General features: G+C 67.2%; 17 protein-coding genes. 6 read left to right on the top strand and 11 right to left on the bottom strand.

The window, feature by feature from the left end:
* Positions 1–61: 61 nt before the first annotated feature.
* The 3 genes from MLP_RS21315 to MLP_RS21305 form a co-directional block, all read right to left on the bottom strand.
* Complete coding sequence (locus MLP_RS21315) at positions 62–742, bottom strand: uracil-DNA glycosylase (RefSeq protein WP_013865257.1); 681 nt, start codon at positions 740–742, stop codon at positions 62–64.
* A 120-nt stretch (positions 743–862) separates the two neighbouring features.
* On the bottom strand, positions 863–2,083 hold the full coding sequence (locus MLP_RS21310; RefSeq protein ID WP_013865256.1) for an MFS transporter: 1,221 nt from the start codon (positions 2,081–2,083) through the stop codon (positions 863–865).
* Positions 2,084–2,087: 4 nt separating this feature from the next.
* Positions 2,088–2,957: an MBL fold metallo-hydrolase gene (locus MLP_RS21305; protein WP_013865255.1), complete on the bottom strand. Its 870-nt coding sequence runs from the start codon at positions 2,955–2,957 to the stop codon at positions 2,088–2,090.
* Between the two features lie 130 nt (positions 2,958–3,087).
* Here MLP_RS21305 and MLP_RS21300 point away from each other — a divergent pair, with 130 nt between their 5' ends.
* Both MLP_RS21300 and MLP_RS21295 read left to right on the top strand, forming a co-directional pair.
* Complete coding sequence (locus tag MLP_RS21300; RefSeq protein ID WP_013865254.1) at positions 3,088–3,684, top strand: TetR/AcrR family transcriptional regulator; 597 nt, start codon at positions 3,088–3,090, stop codon at positions 3,682–3,684.
* Positions 3,685–3,843: 159 nt separating this feature from the next.
* Positions 3,844–5,292 (top strand): AI-2E family transporter, encoded by a 1,449-nt coding sequence (locus MLP_RS21295; protein WP_049804623.1) that lies wholly within the window; start codon positions 3,844–3,846, stop codon positions 5,290–5,292.
* A gap of 272 nt (positions 5,293–5,564) precedes the next feature.
* Here the strand turns inward: MLP_RS21295 and MLP_RS21290 are convergent, their stop codons facing one another.
* The 3 genes from MLP_RS21290 to MLP_RS26740 form a co-directional block, all read right to left on the bottom strand.
* Positions 5,565–6,830 (bottom strand): L,D-transpeptidase, encoded by a 1,266-nt coding sequence (locus tag MLP_RS21290; protein WP_013865252.1) that lies wholly within the window; start codon positions 6,828–6,830, stop codon positions 5,565–5,567.
* A 226-nt stretch (positions 6,831–7,056) separates the two neighbouring features.
* Entirely contained in the window at positions 7,057–8,721 is a 1,665-nt protein-coding gene (locus MLP_RS21285; RefSeq protein WP_013865251.1) for an MDR family MFS transporter, read from the bottom strand.
* Entirely contained in the window at positions 8,718–9,170 is a 453-nt protein-coding gene (locus MLP_RS26740; RefSeq protein WP_013865250.1) for a MarR family winged helix-turn-helix transcriptional regulator, read from the bottom strand. Before MLP_RS26740 ends, MLP_RS21285 begins: the two co-directional genes overlap by 4 nt.
* Before the next feature lie 233 nt (positions 9,171–9,403).
* Here MLP_RS26740 and MLP_RS21275 point away from each other — a divergent pair, with 233 nt between their 5' ends.
* Entirely contained in the window at positions 9,404–10,396 is a 993-nt protein-coding gene (locus tag MLP_RS21275; RefSeq protein WP_156821250.1) for a hypothetical protein, read from the top strand.
* Entirely contained in the window at positions 10,393–10,806 is a 414-nt protein-coding gene (locus tag MLP_RS21270; RefSeq protein ID WP_013865248.1) for a DUF2089 domain-containing protein, read from the top strand. Before MLP_RS21275 ends, MLP_RS21270 begins: the two co-directional genes overlap by 4 nt.
* A 72-nt stretch (positions 10,807–10,878) precedes the next feature.
* On the opposite strand, the gene greA is transcribed toward MLP_RS21270, so the two are convergent.
* Complete coding sequence (gene greA, locus MLP_RS21265) at positions 10,879–11,391, bottom strand: transcription elongation factor GreA (RefSeq protein WP_013865247.1); 513 nt, start codon at positions 11,389–11,391, stop codon at positions 10,879–10,881.
* Between the two features lie 30 nt (positions 11,392–11,421).
* Positions 11,422–11,859 carry a DUF4307 domain-containing protein gene (locus tag MLP_RS21260; protein ID WP_172641612.1) on the bottom strand — a complete coding sequence of 146 codons (438 nt, stop codon included), beginning with the start codon at positions 11,857–11,859 and terminating at the stop codon, positions 11,422–11,424.
* 138 nt (positions 11,860–11,997) lie between these two features.
* Between MLP_RS21260 and mca the strand changes: the two genes are divergently transcribed.
* Together mca and MLP_RS21250 are read left to right on the top strand one after the other, a co-directional pair.
* A complete protein-coding gene (mca, locus tag MLP_RS21255; RefSeq protein ID WP_013865245.1) occupies positions 11,998–12,915 on the top strand; it encodes a mycothiol conjugate amidase Mca in 918 nt (305 codons plus the stop codon).
* Positions 12,916–13,032: 117 nt separating this feature from the next.
* Positions 13,033–13,221, top strand: coding sequence for a hypothetical protein (locus MLP_RS21250; RefSeq protein WP_013865244.1), 189 nt, complete (start codon positions 13,033–13,035; stop codon positions 13,219–13,221).
* A gap of 77 nt (positions 13,222–13,298) precedes the next feature.
* Here MLP_RS21250 and MLP_RS21245 read toward each other — a convergent pair whose 3' ends face one another.
* From MLP_RS21245 to MLP_RS21235, 3 genes are all read right to left on the bottom strand, one after another.
* Entirely contained in the window at positions 13,299–14,663 is a 1,365-nt protein-coding gene (locus MLP_RS21245; protein ID WP_013865243.1) for an FtsX-like permease family protein, read from the bottom strand.
* Positions 14,660–15,451 carry an ABC transporter ATP-binding protein gene (locus MLP_RS21240; RefSeq protein WP_041790415.1) on the bottom strand — a complete coding sequence of 264 codons (792 nt, stop codon included), beginning with the start codon at positions 15,449–15,451 and terminating at the stop codon, positions 14,660–14,662. Before MLP_RS21240 ends, MLP_RS21245 begins: the two co-directional genes overlap by 4 nt.
* Before the next feature lie 123 nt (positions 15,452–15,574).
* The gene (locus MLP_RS21235) at positions 15,575–16,000 is read right to left on the bottom strand and encodes an MmcQ/YjbR family DNA-binding protein (RefSeq protein WP_013865241.1); all 426 of its coding nucleotides are present in this window, start codon (positions 15,998–16,000) and stop codon (positions 15,575–15,577) included.
* Between the last annotated feature and the right edge of the window lie 5 nt (positions 16,001–16,005).

Below are 16,005 nucleotides of genomic sequence, written 5' to 3'. Positions count from 1 at the left end.
TTGTCTGCGCGCTTCTCGGTCCAGACAGAGCCGCGCGCCGTCTCGCGGCCGCTCGCGACGGTTAGGTGAGTTGCCAGTTGATCGGCTGGCCGCCTTGGCGGACCAGCAGGTCGTTGGCGCGGCTGAAGGGGCGGGAGCCGAAGAAGCCGGAGCGGGCCGACAGCGGGGACGGGTGAGCGCTGGCCACGTACGGCACGTCGCCGAGCATCGGCACCAGGCTCTGGGCGTCGCGGCCCCACAGGATCGCCACCAGCGGGCCGCCGCGAGCGACCACGGCCTCGAGGGCTTGCCGGGTGACCTGCTCCCAACCCTTGCCACGGTGAGAGCCGGATTTGCCTGGCGTGACGGTGAGCACCCTGTTGAGCAGCAGCACGCCCTGCTCGAACCAGCCGCTGAGATCACCGTGCGGGACCGGCGCGATGCCCAGGTCGGCCTGCAACTCGGTGTAGATGTTGATCAGGCTGCGTGGGATCGGGCGTACCGACGGCTCGACCGAGAACGACAACCCGACCGGGTGTCCTGGCGTGGGGTAGGGGTCCTGGCCGACGATCAGCACGCGTACGTCTGCGAGCGGTCGGCTGAAGGCGCGTAGCACCCGATCGCCGGCTGGCAGATAGCCGCGGCCGGCCGCGATCTCGGCACGCAAGAAGTCGCCCAGCGCGGCCACCGTGGGTGCGACCGGCTCCAATGCCGCCGCCCAATCGGGCGCGACCAATTCCGACAACGGCCGCCTGCTACTCATGAGCGGAGCCTTTCACGTCTGGCGCGTTGGATGGCCACGATCTGCTCGGGTTTGTCGGTGTCGCACTAACTACAGATAGAGCAACACCGACGAGATCGAGCAGATCAGTCCGGGCGGTGCTTATCCGTCGGCGCCGGGTCGGGCCGGCACTCCGGCGGGCATCCGGGTGGCATAGCCGGCGGCGAGCAGCAGCAGTGCGGCACCGAGCCCGAAAGCCCAGGGAAAGGAGAGGTGATCGGCCAGCAGGCCGGCGACGATCGGTCCGACGATGGCTCCGGCGTCGGAGAACATCGAGAACACCGCCACCGGGGTGCCTCGCGAGCCACCCGTCGCGTCACCCACCGCAGCCGCGGGGGCGGTGCCCAAGAAGGCCGCCGCGACCCCGTACGCGCACAGCGCGATGATCAGCACCACCATGGTGGAGGCGAACGGCACCACCATGATGGACAGCCCGGCGAGCAGCCCGCCGCCGATCATCGCAGGCCGACGGCCGACGGTGTCGACGAACTTGCCGGCCGGCGCCAGGGCCACGGTCTGCGCGACCGCGGCGCAGGCGAAGGCGATCCCGGTCCAGGTCGTGCTGCGGTGCATGACCTCAACCACCAGCACCGGGACCATGGCCGACCGCACCCCGAAGGAGGTCCAGCCTTGGGCGAGGTTGGTCAGGCAGGCCGCCTGGAAGCGGGAGTCCGCGAACACCATGCGCAGCGGCACCGGAGGCATGGCAGGTGCGTTGGCCTGATCGGCACCGCGGGTTCTGGTGAGCAACATCAGGCCAACGCTGCCGGCTACGGCGAGGGTGCCGGCGTAGAAGAAGAACGGGGCCCGGATCGACACCAGGGCAAGCAGGCCTCCGATGGCCGGGCCGGCCATGCCGCCGAGCAGGAAGCCGCCTTGGAAGAAGCCGGCCGCTCGACCGCGGAGGTCGGGTGGCACGCTGCCCAGCAGCAGACTCATCGCGGAGACCGTGAACATAGCCGAACCGATACCGCCCAGCCCGCGGAGGACGAGCAGTTGCGGATAGCTCTGGGCCGCCCCGGCCAGGCCGCTGGTGAGCGCCACGATGAAGATGCCGACCGCGAGCACCGTACGCTCGCCGAGCGCGGAGATCAGCCGTCCGCATGCCGGGCTGATCGCCAGGCGCATCAGGGCAAAGACCGAGATCACCGCGCCGACCGCCGTGTTGCCGACCCCGAAGCTGCGGGCGAACACCGGCAGCACGGGGACCAGCACGCCGAAGCCGACCGCGACGCAGAAGGCGATCAGGCCCAGCACCAAGACGTCGCGGGGGAGTGAGGTCCGTTCGCGCAGCCGACGGCGGATGGCTGCGGTGAACGACACCGCCCTAGTGTGCAGGACGTGAGGCGGACCTGGTCGTTCCTTCCATCAGGGCGGTGTCGGTGGTCGTGCGGATGGGACCGAGCTGAGCGGCTCCCGGCTCGTGAGCAGCGAACACATTGACCTCTGGATGTGACGCGATGAAGGCCCGCAGCCGGTCCTGGTTGTGGAACCGCAGCGCCTTGTCCGTGGTCACGACTCGTTGGAACATGCCTACGGCGAAGGCGCACTCACGCTGGGGCTGATGGACCTCGCGGCGGTCGAAGTAGGCGTCGCCCGCGTTGAGCAGCCAACCCTGGTCGGTGTCGACAGCGACGCCACAGTGCCCCATGGTGTGACCGGGGAGGGGGACGAACAGGATCTCCTCGGGCAGGCCGCGGAGGGCGCGAACGGCCTCGAATCCGAACCAGGGCTCGCCCTCGGTGGCATACGTCTGCCAGTTCGGGCCGTGCGCCCACATGCCTGGCCGGTAGCGGCCCCGGGCCTTGATCCCCTTGCGTGCCATCGCTGCCTGATGTTCGGTGGCGTGGACGTGGACCTGGGCCCAAGGGAAGTCGGAGAGTCCGCCGACGTGGTCCAGGTCGAGGTGGGTCTGCACGATGTGCCGGACATCGTGTGGATCCAGGCCCAGCGCGCGGATCTGCTCGATCGCGGCCAGCGACGGATCCACCGTGGGCTTGGCGTAGAGGTGGGCGAAACTCCAGCCGAGCCGGGAGGAGATGTCGGCATAGTCGGCCGTGCCGAGCCCGGTGTCGACCATGACCAGGCCGCTGGAGGGGGTCTCGATGACCATCACGTGGCAGGCGAGCACCAGCCCGTCGAGCTTCATGGTCGTCACGTGCGCACAGTTCAGGTGGTGTACGTGCAGGGTGCTCATGGCTGCCTCCTGGTGGCTGGTTGGGCTACGTGAGCGACGAAGACCCGCCGCTAACGCAACAATCTGTTGCGATTGACTCTAGTCCTGCTTGTCGATCTAACGCAACATCTAGTTGCGATAAGATTCTGGCATGGCTGATTCGCCTCCTGTCTTTGTCGCTCGACGCCTCGGCGGTCGCGCCGCCCGCGTACGGGAAGCGGTTCTGTCCGCGACCATCGCCGAGCTGATCGATGGTGGATATGCCGCGCTCAACGCCTCGCGGATCGCCGACCGGGCCGGCGTGCATCGCTCGACGGTGCACCGTCGCTGGCCCGACCTCGACGGGTTGGTCACCGAGGCGCTGGTCGAGGCGGCGGCCGACGCGATCCCGACGCCGGACTCCGGGGACGTCGCAGGCGATCTGAAAGCGCTGCTGCACTCGATCGCCGCGTACGTCGCCGATCCGCAGACCCGGATCCAGATCCGGGCGCTTGTCGCGGATGCGTCCCGATCGCCCGCCATCGCCGCCGTCGTCAGTCAGGTCTGGACCGCCCGCTTCCGGGTCGGGGAGGAAGTGATCGCTCGTGCCGCGGAGCGCGGTGAGCTGCGCGCGGATCTGCCACCGGCCACTGTCCTCTCAGTGTTCACCGGCCCGATCTACGTACGGTTGCTGCTGACCGACGAACCGATCGATGACGATTTCGTGGACTCGGTGGTCGAGTTGGGTCTGACTGGGGCGCGAGCCTGATGATGGCCCCGTCGACCAGGAGAAGACTCACCTGAGCCCGCGCCAGGTTTGAGGTGCGTCCGCTCCTGATCGGCATCGGTGCGCGGACCCGATTTTTTGGTCGGCGATAGCGTGGGGGATGGCAGCCTGCCGGCGGATGTCAGAAGAAGGAGGACTTGGGTGCACTTGGGCAAGAGTCTTCGGGCGCGCCTGAGCGCTCGTGGCGACAAGGGCACATCGGCGGACACGACCGGATCGGAGGCCGAGACTCCTGCTGCGGACGCGATCCTCGAGAGTGAGATCGATCGTGAGAGCGTGGCCGACAGCGACGTGCCGCACTCGGAGGACTCCACGTTGATCGATCCGCCGGGCGGGGACCGATCCGAGTCGGGTTGGCCCGAGGCTCCCATGGACGCACGGCCGCTGTTGCCCCGGCGGGGTCTGTTCGAGGCCGACCTGCCGCCGGTCGTCCCACCGATCGAGACCGAGGTCACGATCACCTCTAGCGCCGCCGCGTCCGATCGGGCGGTGCCGAACGCATTGAAGGTCGCGGCAGCCTGGGCCTGGCGGATCTTCCTGGTGGCGGGGCTGGTCTATTTCATCGGCTGGATCCTGGGATTCCTGTCCGAGGTCATCATCCCGGTCGCCGTCGCGATCTTGCTCGCTGCTGCCCTGAAGCCGGTCGCCAACAAGCTGCACGGCTGGGGACTGGCGCGGGGGCTGGCCGCCGCGGCCACCCTGCTCACCGGGATCGCGCTGATCGCCTTGGCCCTCACCTTGATCATCAACTCGATCGCCGGCCAGGCGGACGTATTGAGCGGCCAGGTCGTCGTCGGGTTCAGCCAGCTGATCGACTGGCTGCGCAACAGCCCGTTCGGAATCAGTGACGACTGGTTCAACATCGACGAGTGGGGCAACCGGATCCAGCAGTTCCTGATCGACAGCCAGAGCACCATCACCCGGTATGCCGGCGACATCGGGACCAGCGTCGGTCACTTCCTCGCCGGCATCGCGATCTGCCTGTTCACGCTGTTCTATTTCCTCTACGACGGCCGCGGGATCTTCAGCTTCCTGATCGGTCTGATGCCGAAGGCCGCGCAGGCGCGGGCCGATGCGGCCGCGATCCGCGGCTGGCAGTCGCTGTCCGGGTACGTCCGTGCGACCGTCATCGTCGCCCTGGTGGACGCGATCGGCGTGCTGATCGTGGCCCTTGCGCTGCGTCTGCCGCTGGCGCCTGCTCTGGCGGCGCTGGTGTTTCTGGGTGCGTTCATTCCGCTGGTCGGTGCGTTCGTGTCCGGCTTCGTCGCGGTGCTGGTCGCCCTGGTCGCGGTCGGCTGGGTGCAGGCGCTGATCATGCTGGCCGGCATCATCTTGGTGATGCAGGTCGAGGGCCACATCCTGCAGCCCTTGCTGCTCGGTCGAGCGGTGCATCTGCATCCACTGGCGGTGCTGCTCGCCATCGCCATCGGCATCATCGTCGCCGGTATCGTCGGCGCCCTGGTCGCGGTGCCGATCCTCGCCTTTGTGAAGACCTTCATCCAAGAGCTCTATCGCCAGGCGAATGACGCGGCGCGCACCGCATCGTCAGCCGGGCTGGCAGCAGACCCCGACGCAGCAGCACCGGCCTGACCTACGTACGTCTGTGGCCCGGAGGCGCAAGCCGTACCCGGTTGACGCCTGACCTCTGGTCGTCTGTGGTTGGCCGATGCCGTCGTACGCGAGTTTCCTCGGCGCCTGGATTCTGGTAATTGGACGCACAACAACATTCGCCTCACGCGATTTAGCCGATCTGATTCTGGGCCTGTGTGGCAGATTTTCGAAAAATCTGCCGGCCGACCTGCGAATCGGCGGGCCGTTCGTGGCCCGTGGGTGTCATCCGCCCGTGGCGGGCGGAGACGTCGTCAGAGAGCGGAGCCCTTCTTGTACTGCGACCAGGAGACGTCCCAGTCTGTGTAGCCGTTGCCCTTCTCCAACCCGCGGCCGGACCCGGTCATGACCACCGGATCACCGATCTGCACTCGGCTGAACAGCCAAGCGGCGTTCGCGGTGCTCATCCCGACACAGCCGTGGCTGGCGTTGACCCGGCCGAAGTTGCCGGAGTTCCAGGGTGCAGCGTGCAGGAACTCACCGGACCAGGTGATCCGCATGGCGTACTTGACCTGTAGGTCGTAAGACTCGTCGGCACCGATCATCTCGTTGGTCATCCGGGTCACCGGCAGCTTCTCCATGATCACCTTGGTGCCGCTGCGCGTCCGCCAGCCTGCCTTGCCGGCGCTGATCGGGATGGTGCGCTCCAGGTCGCCGTCGATGTAGACCTTCGCCTGCTTCGAGGACAGGTTGATCTTGGTGACCAGCGATCGTCCGACCTTGAAGGAGGACGAAGTGGAGTTCTGGCCGTAGACCCCGTTGCCCGCGTTCAGTCCGTTGACGTCGGCATTGACGGTGACCTTGGTGCCGGGCTTCCAGTAGTTCTTCGGCCGGAAGTGGACCTCCTTGTCGGAGAACCAGCTCCAGCTGCCACCCTGCTTGGGGCTGCTGGTCACTGACAGGTGCTTCTCGAACTCCTTGCGGTTCTTCACCGGCACGTCGAAGGTCAAGATCACCGGCATTGCCACACCGACCGTGGCACCCTTCCACGGCTGGAGTTGGGCGAACGTCTGCTGTTGCAGCGTCAGCGCCTGGGTCTTGAAGGTGGTCTTGGTGACGGTCTGCTGGCCTTCGGGGTTCTTCCCGGACATGGTCAGCGTGTACGTCGACGACGGCTCCAGCCGGTCACCAGCGGTCCAGCTTGCCTTGTCCTTCGCCAGCGTGCCATCGACGCTGCCCTTGATCGCCTTGCCTTTGCTGACGCCGGCATAGCGCAGCGTCACCTTGTCGAGCTTGCCATTGCCGGCCTTCACCGAGACGACCGTGCTGACCTTGACGTTCTTGGCCTTGTTCTTGACGTTGGGGGTGAGCGCCACCGGATCCGGGGTAGGCGTGCTGGACGGCGTAGCCGGCACTTCGACCGGTCCGTTGCCGGTGGTTGGTGCCTGAGACTCCGTGTGTGCGCCGGGTGCGGTCGCACCGCCTGCGTCGGGGATCGTGCCGCAGCCAACAACGCTGAGGGTGAGTGCGGCCAGCAGAGCGGTCCCAGCGAGGAGGCGTCGAGGTTGGAACTGAGGCATAGCAGGCGGTACCTATCCATCGGGGTGATCCGGCTCAGAGGCGGCGTCGGATCACTATCGTTCTATGGTCACAGGTGATTGACGGCTACCCAAATCTCCGCGTGTCGTCGGAAGGTCCAACGCCGGACGGCGTACGGAGGTTCCGGGGCCGGTGGTGTGTCTCCCAGTCGGCTTGGCTGGTGAGCCTTGACGGGTGAGCTGGGAGACGCACGATTTGGTGCACCGATCAGTGCGTGGTGACCGGCTCCTTGACGACAGGTGCCGGCTCCCGCCCTTGGAGCGGTCGCTCCCGCATGGTCAGTGCGATCAGGAAGGCGATCGCCATGAACGGCACGGCGACCAGGAACAGGTCGTCCATCGACTGCGTGAAGGCCGTGAGCACCCAGGTCTTGACCGGCTCCGGCAGCGCGTGGATGGCGGTGATGTCGTTCATCGAGGCTGCCGCCCCGCCGAGCTGGCTCTGCGCGGCAGCCGGGACGATCTCCTGCAGGTGATGGCTCAGCCGGGTGTTGAGGATCGCGCCGAACAGCGCCGTACCGATCGCGCCGCCCATGCTGCGGAAGAACGCCACCGACGCCGTGGCTGCTCCGAGGTGGCGCCGCTCGACACTGTTCTGCACTGCGGTCACCACCACCTGCATGGTGAATCCCAGCCCGGCACCGAAGAGCAGCATCGTGCACGCGAGGTGCCAGTACGGGGTGTCGACGGCGAGCCGGGACATCAGCACCAAAGCCACACCGACCACGGCCGATCCGGTGATCGGCATCCACTTGTAGCGCCCGGTCCGGCTCATCAGCTGGCCGCTGGAGATCGAGGTGGCGAACATGCCCACCACCATCGGCAGCATCGCGAGGCCCGACTCGGTGGCGGTGAAGCCCTTGACCGCCTGCAGGTAGATCGGCAGATAGATCAGACCACCGAACATGCCGACGCCCATGATCATCGCGAAGCTGATGTTGGAGACGAAGGTCCAGTGCCGGAAGAGCTCCGGGGGCAGGATCGGCTCCTTCACCTTGGTCTCCACGTACGCGAACGCGAGCGCCAGTCCGAGGAACGCGACCAGCAGACCGAGACCGGTGGGGGAGGTCCAGCCGAGATCGGGACCGGCCCAGCTCAGGTAGAGGACCAGGCTGGTGACCGAGCCCACGATCGTGGCCGCACCCAGATAGTCCACCGAGGCTTCCCGCTTGACGTGCGGCAGCTTGAGAGCCATCGAGGTGATGACCAGGGCGAGGATGCCGATCGGCAGATTGATGAGGAAGATCCACTGCCAGCCGAGGTGGTCGGTGAACAGTCCGCCGAGCAGCGGGCCGGCGACCGAGGAGACGCCGAAGACAGCGCCGAAGAAGCCCTGGTACTTGCCGCGCTCCCGGGGTGGGATGACATCGCCGATCACGGCGAGTGCGAGCGACATCAGACCGCCACCGCCCAGGCCCTGGATGGCCCGGCCGGCGATCATCACCTCGATGTTCGGTGCCAGTGCGCAGATGACCGAGCCGATCAGGAAGACCACGATGGCGGCCTGGAAGATCGGGCGGCGGCCGAGCAAGTCGGAGATCTTGCCCCAGAGCGGGGTCGCGGCGGTGGAGGTGAGCAGGTACGCGGTCACGACCCAGGACAGCTTGTCCAGGCCGCCGAGGTCGGAGGTGATCCGGGGGAGTGCGACGCCGACGATGCTCTGGTCCAGGGCGGCCAGGAACATGCCGGCCATCAGACCACCCATCACGACCAGGATCTGGTTGTGGCTGAGATAGCCGGTGGTCGGCCCGGAGGCAGCACCATGGTCTGCCGCGGAACGGTCGGAACGGTCAGCGGCGGTGGTGGTGCCGACGGAAGAGGCGGAGGTGGGGTCGTCGATGGGCGCTCGACGAGGCGCAGACTTATCTGTCACTGATTGTCCTGATTGTTCAGAGTGGTGTCGTTGGTGATGCCAGCGACGAATTTGCTGAGCAGCCGCTCGAACTCGGCGATGTCGGAGGGCCCCCACTCGGTGAGGGTGCTCTCGAGAATCGCGCGCCGACGCTCGAATGCCAGATCAAGCTGATGCTGCCCGTCGGCGGAGATGCCGACCAGCTGAGCGCGTCCGTCGGCCGGATCCGGGGTCCGGTCGATGAAACCGTTGCGCTCGAGTTGCGCGACATGCCGGGACACGGTGGAGGTGTCCAGATGCGTTGCCGTGGCGAGATCCGTGATCCGGAGCGGGCCGCGGTGAGCGATGGTCTTGAGCAGCCAGAACGTCCCCGGGTCGATGGCGTCGCCCTCCTGGCGCTGTCGCATGGCGCGACCGACGGCCATCAGGGCGGTGAGCATCGCATCGACGGCAGGGCTGGCTGTTTGCATGCTGCAACCATACGCCTGTTTGTATGATGCATCCAACTGAATGGGGATCGTGATCTCCACCACACCCTCTCCTGGGCGCCCCGTCCCAGACCGGATTTCTGGTCATTGGTCCACCGCAGAGGTGGACCAATAGCCAGAAATTCGGATCGGTGGGGCCATGGGGGACCCTGAGATACCCCCGAAGTCGAAAGCGAGACCTTCGAAAAGTTGAAGGTCGGGTTTACGTTCGTGACATGACTAGCGATCCGCGGATGACCGCGATTCTCGAAGAGCTTGCCGCGGGGCGCATCGACGCAGGCGAAGCTGCCCGCCGCATCGACGCGCTCAAGACGCCGTCCAGTCCGGGGTCTCCGGTTGAGGGGCCTCAGGATTCCGGCGCCGAGCCCACCAACGAGGAGCTTGCTGCTGCCGGTGAGGCTGATCCTTGGGCGGTGGCCACGGACCGGCCGCAGCATGCCACGTACACCACGGAGAGCTTCACCGCGCCGACCGGGGAGTCCCCGACGGAGTCGCCCAAGACCAAGCCGGCCAACTCCCGCGGCCCCGCCGACAAGGGCGCGGGCGGCAACAACGGGGTGGAGAGGATCACCGTACGGGCGATCGGCCGACGGGTCCGGATCGTGGGGGAGTCCGCGGTGGCGACGCTGGCGGCGGACGGCCCGCACGTGATCCGCCGCAACGGCTCCGTGCTCGAGGTGTCCAGCGACGGCGAGGTCGGCGCCTCGATCGACGGCTTCAGCATCTTCAAGGCACCCCGCAACCTCGACGAGTTCCGTTCCCTCGGGCTGGGCAAGGAACTGTTCCTCCGGGTGAATCCGGCGATCGAGGTCGATGTGGAAGTGACCGGCGGCAGCCTCAACACCGAGCGCGTACCGCATCTCGGCAAGGTCCGGCTGACCGCCGGTGCCGCAAAGCTGCTGGATGTCGAGGAGATTCACGATGCGCTGATCCAGGCCGGTCAGGCCACCATCAAGGGCACCATCACCCACGGCCGGTCCCGGGTGCGCGCCGAGTCCGGCTCGCTGTCGGTCCAGCTCGCCGACGCATCCAACGTCACCGTGCATGGCGAGGCCCAACTCGGCAAGGTCAGCTGGTCCGGCGGACACACCGGTGCCGGCGACGAGGTCGTGATGGGCAACGGCAGCGCTCGCCTGGACATCGAGGTCGTGATGGGCCACGCCGCGGTCAAGGTCGGCAGCGATCCGGCTGCCGAGGATCTCCGGTGAGCGAACGGACTCGGTCCGTTGGACGTCGGTCGGCGACCCCGCACGAGCATCGGGCCCCGACCGATTGCCCGGTTTGCGGCCACTACCTGGCCGTCACCCGGCTGGGCTGTGTCTCTTGCGGCAGCGAACTGGCGGGCGTCTTCAGTACCTGTGAGTTCTGCGGGCTGAGCGAGGCGGACAACGAGTTGCTGCGGGTGTTCCTGGCCTCGCGGGGCAACCTTCGGGAGGTCGAGCGCTACCTCGGCGTTTCGTACCCGACCGCTCGGCTGAGGTTCGACCGGGTGCTGGAGAAGCTCGGTCTGGCCGAGGAGCCGGAAGACACTCAGCTGACCCGGGATCAGGTGTTGTCCGAGGTGGCCTCTGGCGCGCTGTCACCCGAGGAGGCAGCGCGGCTCCTGGCCGACCTCTGAATCAGGACCGAGATAGCGAAGAACCCGGCTCGATCACCGAGCCGGGTTCTTCGCATGAAGGCAGATACCTGGCTATGGCTGGAACGGCTGCAGGTCGATGACGGTGACCTCGATGGCCTTGCCGTTGGGCGCTTCGTAGCTGGCCGAGTCGCCCTTCTTCTTGCCCAGGATGGCTGCCCCGAGCGGGGACTGCGGACTGTAGACGTTGGTCGAGTCGACCGCGTCGTCCAGCCCGAGCAGCTCGCGGGAGCCGAGCACGAAGGTGTCGGTGTCGGACTCATCGCCGAAGAAGGCGATGGTCACCTGGACGCCGGGTGCGACCACATCGGCAGAAGCCGACGGCTCACCGATCTCGGCCCGGCGCAGCATGTCGGTCAGCTGGCGGATCCGGGCTTCCTGCTGCCCCTGCTCCTCGCGGGCAGCGTGGTAGCCACCGTTCTCGCGGAGGTCGCCCTCCTCGCGAGCGGCAGCGATCTTGGCGGCCACCTCGGCACGACCCGGGCCTGACAGCTGGTCCAGCTCGGACTTCAGCTTGTCGTACGCATCCTGGGTCAGCCAGATGGCCTGTTGCGCATTCTGAGACATCGAACAAGCCTAGCAAGGGCTGGCAAGGGCTCAGGTCGGTGAGCATTCGTTGACCACGGCTGTGGTCGCCCGGCGGACGGTGGTGATGGTGACCGTCTGGTTCACGACCTCGTCGTCGGTCGCCTGGAACGGCACGATCAACTCGCCGACCGGTTGGAAATCGACGGCCTTGGCTGACACTCGGCACGCGACGGGGATCGAAGGGTCCGGGCGATCGACGGTGATCGTCACCGTGATCTTCGTGTCCGAGACGACGGTGTACCCGGGCACCTGAGCCGAGACCACCGGCTCGGCGTGGTAGAGCGCCGTCAGGACCAGCCAGGTCAGCGACAAAGCGGTGATGACGGCCACGACGGCGATGAGCAGCGGCCGGGGGACACGCGGTTTGGGATAGCGTCGCGCGAGCCGCTCGCGGTCCGCGGCGCTGAGCTGCGGGCGCGCGGTCGGGCTGCTCCGGGGCTGGTTCACCACTCCATTCTGACTGGTCGCGGTCGAAAGTCTGAGTTGACTGGTCGTGGTCGGGAGTCTGACTGGTCACGGTCGGCGAGGTGCCGCCTAGCGGTCATTGCCGACCGAAACCCGTTCCGGGTGGCAGCATGGGCCCTCATGGAACGACCCCCGCTGCGGTTGGACGCCGCCGGCGAGCGCTTGCGACTGCTGCACGTCCACGCCCACCCCGACGACGAATCGAGCAAAGGCGCGGCCACGACGGCCCGCTATGTGGCTGAAGGTGTCGAGGTTGTGGTCGCTACCTGTACCGGTGGAGAGCGTGGTTCCATCCTCAATCCGGCGATGGACCGGCCGGACGTGCTGGCCAACATCGCCGAGATCCGTCGTGCCGAGATGGACCGGGCCCGGGAGATCCTGGGCATCGAACAGGTCTGGCTCGGCTTCGTCGACTCGGGTCTGCCGGAGGGCGATCCGCTGCCCCCGCTGCCGCCCGGCTGCTTCGCGCTGACCGATCTGGAGGTCGAGGTCGGGCGGCTGGTCGAGGTGATCCGGCGGTTTCGACCGCAGGTGATGACCACCTACGACGAGAACGGCGGCTATCCGCACCCCGACCACATCCGCTGCCACCAGGTCAGCGTCGCTGCCTATGATGCAGCCGCTGATCCGGAGGCGTACCCGGAGGCCGGTGAGCCCTGGCAGGTGGCCAAGCTCTATTACCAGTTCGGTTTCCATCGACAGAAGTTCGTAGCGCTCAACCACGCCATGATCGAGGCCGGGCTGGAGTCCCCGTACGCCGAACGGCTGGCAAGCTGGAAGCCTGACCCCGAGCACGAGAAGCGGGTCACGACTCGGGTCGAGTGCGCCGACTACTTCGCCGTCCGGGATCAGGCGCTGATCGCCCACGCGACCCAGATCGATCCCGAAGGCCCCTGGTTCTCTGTGCCGCTGGAGATTCACCAGCGAGCCTGGCCGACCGAGGACTTCCAACTGGTCCGCAGTACCGTCGAGACCACCCTGCCCGAGGACGACCTCTTCGCCGGAATCCCCGTCGCGAGCGGCCGTGAGCTGGACTGAGGAGTGAGCAGACACGTCTTTCGTCTGTGAACGACGGGAAGACAAAGTCTGTGGAGCGCAGCGAACAGCGAGTGACGAAGACACAGCGAGTGATGAATCACGCAGTAGTGTTTGAGCATGATCGTGTTGCTGGGGATCGATCCCAACCTCGTGCGGCCGGGATGGACCCCGCTGTTGATCATCGTGGTGCTGGGGATCGCGCTGTTCTTCCTGGGCCGCAGCATGCTCAAACAGTTCCGCAAGATCGATGTGCCGGCCGATCACACCGGTGAGGGCGGTGGAGCCACCTCCCCCAAGCCTCGCTGACGCTGCCCCGGCCCGGCTGAGGGCGCAGGGCGTACCACCCCAGTCGAAGTCGCTCGGGTTCCTGGGAGTTGCTCGGTCTACAGATAGAGCGAAGCCGAGGAACCCGAGCGACTTCTGGAGACCAGCGGGTCGGTGAGCTTGACCGCGCCGAGTACCAGGCTGCAGCCGATCAGCAGCGCCAGGCCGACGACCACCAGCGTGAGCGGCTGAGTGAGCAGCGCGGCGCCGGTGAGGGGAAACACCAGGACCGCCGCGGTGATCGCAGAACCCACGGCGACCAGCAGCAACGGTCGGCGGACGGCGCGGAGACGGGCGCTGTTGATCTGGCTGACCGGTATGCCGATCCGGTGCAGACTCACGAGTTGATCGCGCCGGTCGAGCACTGCTGCCGCCTGGCTGACGGCGACCGCGCAGGCCACGGTGATGAAGGAGATCGCGATCGTCACCAGTACGCCGGTGAGGATGTCGGTGGCGATCATCTGGTTCTGAGCCTCGACCTCGCCGTCTCCGCCCGCGCTGGCGATGGAGCTGACCGCGACGCCGACGCCGCCGAAGACCGCCATGAAGGAGGTCATGGCGACGCCGCTGACCTGGCGCCAGGTGGCTTTCGGATCGTCGAGCATGGTGCGGGCGGCGAGCAGCCGTGGCGCGACCGGCTGCCGGTCGAGTCGCCGCAGCATCCACCTCGCCGAGACGCGGACGAGTGGGGGACCGATCAGGTTCAGCACCACCATCGTCAGCCCGAAGGCTCCGCCCAGGATCGCGATCAGACCGACCGGACCGAAGCGGCCACTCAGGCTGCCGACCGCGAAGACTCCGACGACCAGTACGACCGCGAAGCCGATCACCCGCCAGACGCTGAATCGGGCCGCCTGCTGCCGGGTGCGGACACCCAGCGGTGACACCACCACCCGACGCAGGCCCACGATCGCGCTCACGGTGGCCAGGGTGACCAGGCCGAGAATGCATCCCGCTGCCCCGAGCGGGCTGATCAGCACCCGGCTCGCGCCGAGTTGCTCACCGTGGAAGCGCAGCAGACCGGTGAGCGGTACGAGCATGAGGTGGCCGACCAGACCGAGCAGGCTCCCGGCGAGAGCCAGCAGAGCTGCCTCCAACACGGTCACCTGGGCGATCATCCGACGCGGTGCACCGAGCAGCCGCAAAGTGGCGAGCCGGTCGTCCCGGCGTCGAGTGGACAATCGTGCGGCTGCGCCGCAGAGCGTGAGCAGCGGCACGACGAGGAGAATCGTCGCAACCGTGCCCAGCACGGCGTACAGGATCGAGAGATCTTCCTCTCCGACGGCGAAGAAGAAGCGAGCCCCGCCGAAGACGGTGAGGGCGAGTGCGGTAACGACCGCAAAGGCCACGATCGGCAGCACCAGGGTGGCCCGGTCGGTGGTGCGGCGGATCAGCAGGAGGGTCAGCCGGGCGGCGGTGATCATCGGGTCGCTCCCAGTCGAGGGGAGTCCGTCGAGGCCGCTGTCATCGTGGGAGTCGCGGGATCTGTCGCTCGCGCCGGACCTGTCGGCGGGAGCTGACGCGTCGGCTGAGCGCCGGCCCACCGACCGTCCAGCATGCTGAGCACGCGATGGCATCGGTCGGCAACCCCGCGGTCGTGGGTCACGAGCACCAGCCCACGACCTTCACCGATGGTGCTGGCGAGGAGCGCGTGCATCACCTCCGACGACGTCTGTGAGTCGAGCGCACCGGTGGGCTCGTCGGCGAACACCACCGCCGGATCGCCTACCTGAGCGCGGGCGATGGCGACCCGCTGCTGCTGACCGCCCGACAACTGTCCTGGTCGCCGCTCCTCGAGCCCGGTCAATCCGAGCCGCGCCATCAGCTCCGCCGCTCGTCCGAGCGCGGCGCCTCGGCTGGTCCGACCGACGAGCAAGGGCAGCGCCACGTTCTCCACCGCGGTCAGCTCGGGCAGCAACAGACCTTGCTGGAACACGAAGCCGAAGTGGTTGAGCCGAATCGCTGCCCGGTCCTCACTGGAGGCGCCGCTGACGGAGACCGGACCATGGGGAGCGAACAGGGTGATCTGCCCGAGATCGGGAGCGATGACCCCGGCAAGACAGTGCAGCAGGGTGGTCTTGCCGCAGCCCGACGGACCCATCACGGCGACGGCCTCGCCGCGCCCGACGGTGAAGTCCACCCCGGCCAGGGCATGGGTTGGTCCGTAGGACTTGGTGAGCCCGGTGGCCAGCAGAAGATCGTTCGTACGCATGTCCTCCAACCTGCCGGTTTCGGGCACTGCCGCACATCGGCCTGCGGGCTTCGCTTTGCTGTCGTGCCATCCGACTGTGGGCCGACGTGCTCGGAGTGCTCAGGTCCGATGGGAGATGGTCGGTCAGGAGTTAGGAGTCGGAGGGTGGCTGCTCAGCCATTGCTGTGCTCGTCGGTTCGATGCCTGGGCCAGCCAGGCGTCCTGGATGATCTCGGTCAGTTCGACGTAGCAGACCTCGCCGAGTCGGGCGGCACGTACCAGAACCGAGGGATGACCGTCGAAGTGGTCGGTGCTGAAGAAGGGGCTGTCGGGATCCTCGACCAAGGCGAGCTTGTCGGCCGGCGAGCCGACCCAGATCATGATCACGTCCTCGTACCGCTCACCGGTGTCCGGATCGACCGCATCCGGTCGTGGCGTACGGAAGAAGACGAACGACTTCCCGCCTACCTGATACACCGGGTTGCCCTTCGGGCCGTGGATGAGCCTGACATACGGCATGGCCGCCGCGAGGTCATGGACGTCATCCACGACTGCCGGTCGCTCGCCCACCTGGG

It is taken from the genome of Microlunatus phosphovorus NM-1 (assembly GCF_000270245.1).
In the GTDB taxonomy this organism is placed as follows: Bacteria; Actinomycetota; Actinomycetes; order Propionibacteriales; family Propionibacteriaceae; genus Microlunatus; species Microlunatus phosphovorus.
This window is presented reverse-complemented; position numbering and strand designations above follow the sequence as displayed.

Coding starts and splice junctions, on each gene's coding strand:
- MLP_RS21275 (WP_156821250.1), top strand. CDS start 9,404: ATGACTAGCGATCCGCGGATGACCGCGATTCTCGAAGAGCTTGCCGCG.
- MLP_RS21240 (WP_041790415.1), bottom strand. CDS start 15,451: ATGCGTACGAACGATCTTCTGCTGGCCACCGGGCTCACCAAGTCCTAC.
- MLP_RS21300 (WP_013865254.1), top strand. CDS start 3,088: ATGGCTGATTCGCCTCCTGTCTTTGTCGCTCGACGCCTCGGCGGTCGC.
- MLP_RS21305 (WP_013865255.1), bottom strand. CDS start 2,957: ATGAGCACCCTGCACGTACACCACCTGAACTGTGCGCACGTGACGACC.
- MLP_RS21250 (WP_013865244.1), top strand. CDS start 13,033: ATGATCGTGTTGCTGGGGATCGATCCCAACCTCGTGCGGCCGGGATGG.
- MLP_RS26740 (WP_013865250.1), bottom strand. CDS start 9,170: ATGCAAACAGCCAGCCCTGCCGTCGATGCGATGCTCACCGCCCTGATG.
- mca (WP_013865245.1), top strand. CDS start 11,998: ATGGAACGACCCCCGCTGCGGTTGGACGCCGCCGGCGAGCGCTTGCGA.
- greA (WP_013865247.1), bottom strand. CDS start 11,391: ATGTCTCAGAATGCGCAACAGGCCATCTGGCTGACCCAGGATGCGTAC.
- MLP_RS21245 (WP_013865243.1), bottom strand. CDS start 14,663: ATGATCACCGCCGCCCGGCTGACCCTCCTGCTGATCCGCCGCACCACC.
- MLP_RS21290 (WP_013865252.1), bottom strand. CDS start 6,830: ATGCCTCAGTTCCAACCTCGACGCCTCCTCGCTGGGACCGCTCTGCTG.
- MLP_RS21315 (WP_013865257.1), bottom strand. CDS start 742: ATGAGTAGCAGGCGGCCGTTGTCGGAATTGGTCGCGCCCGATTGGGCG.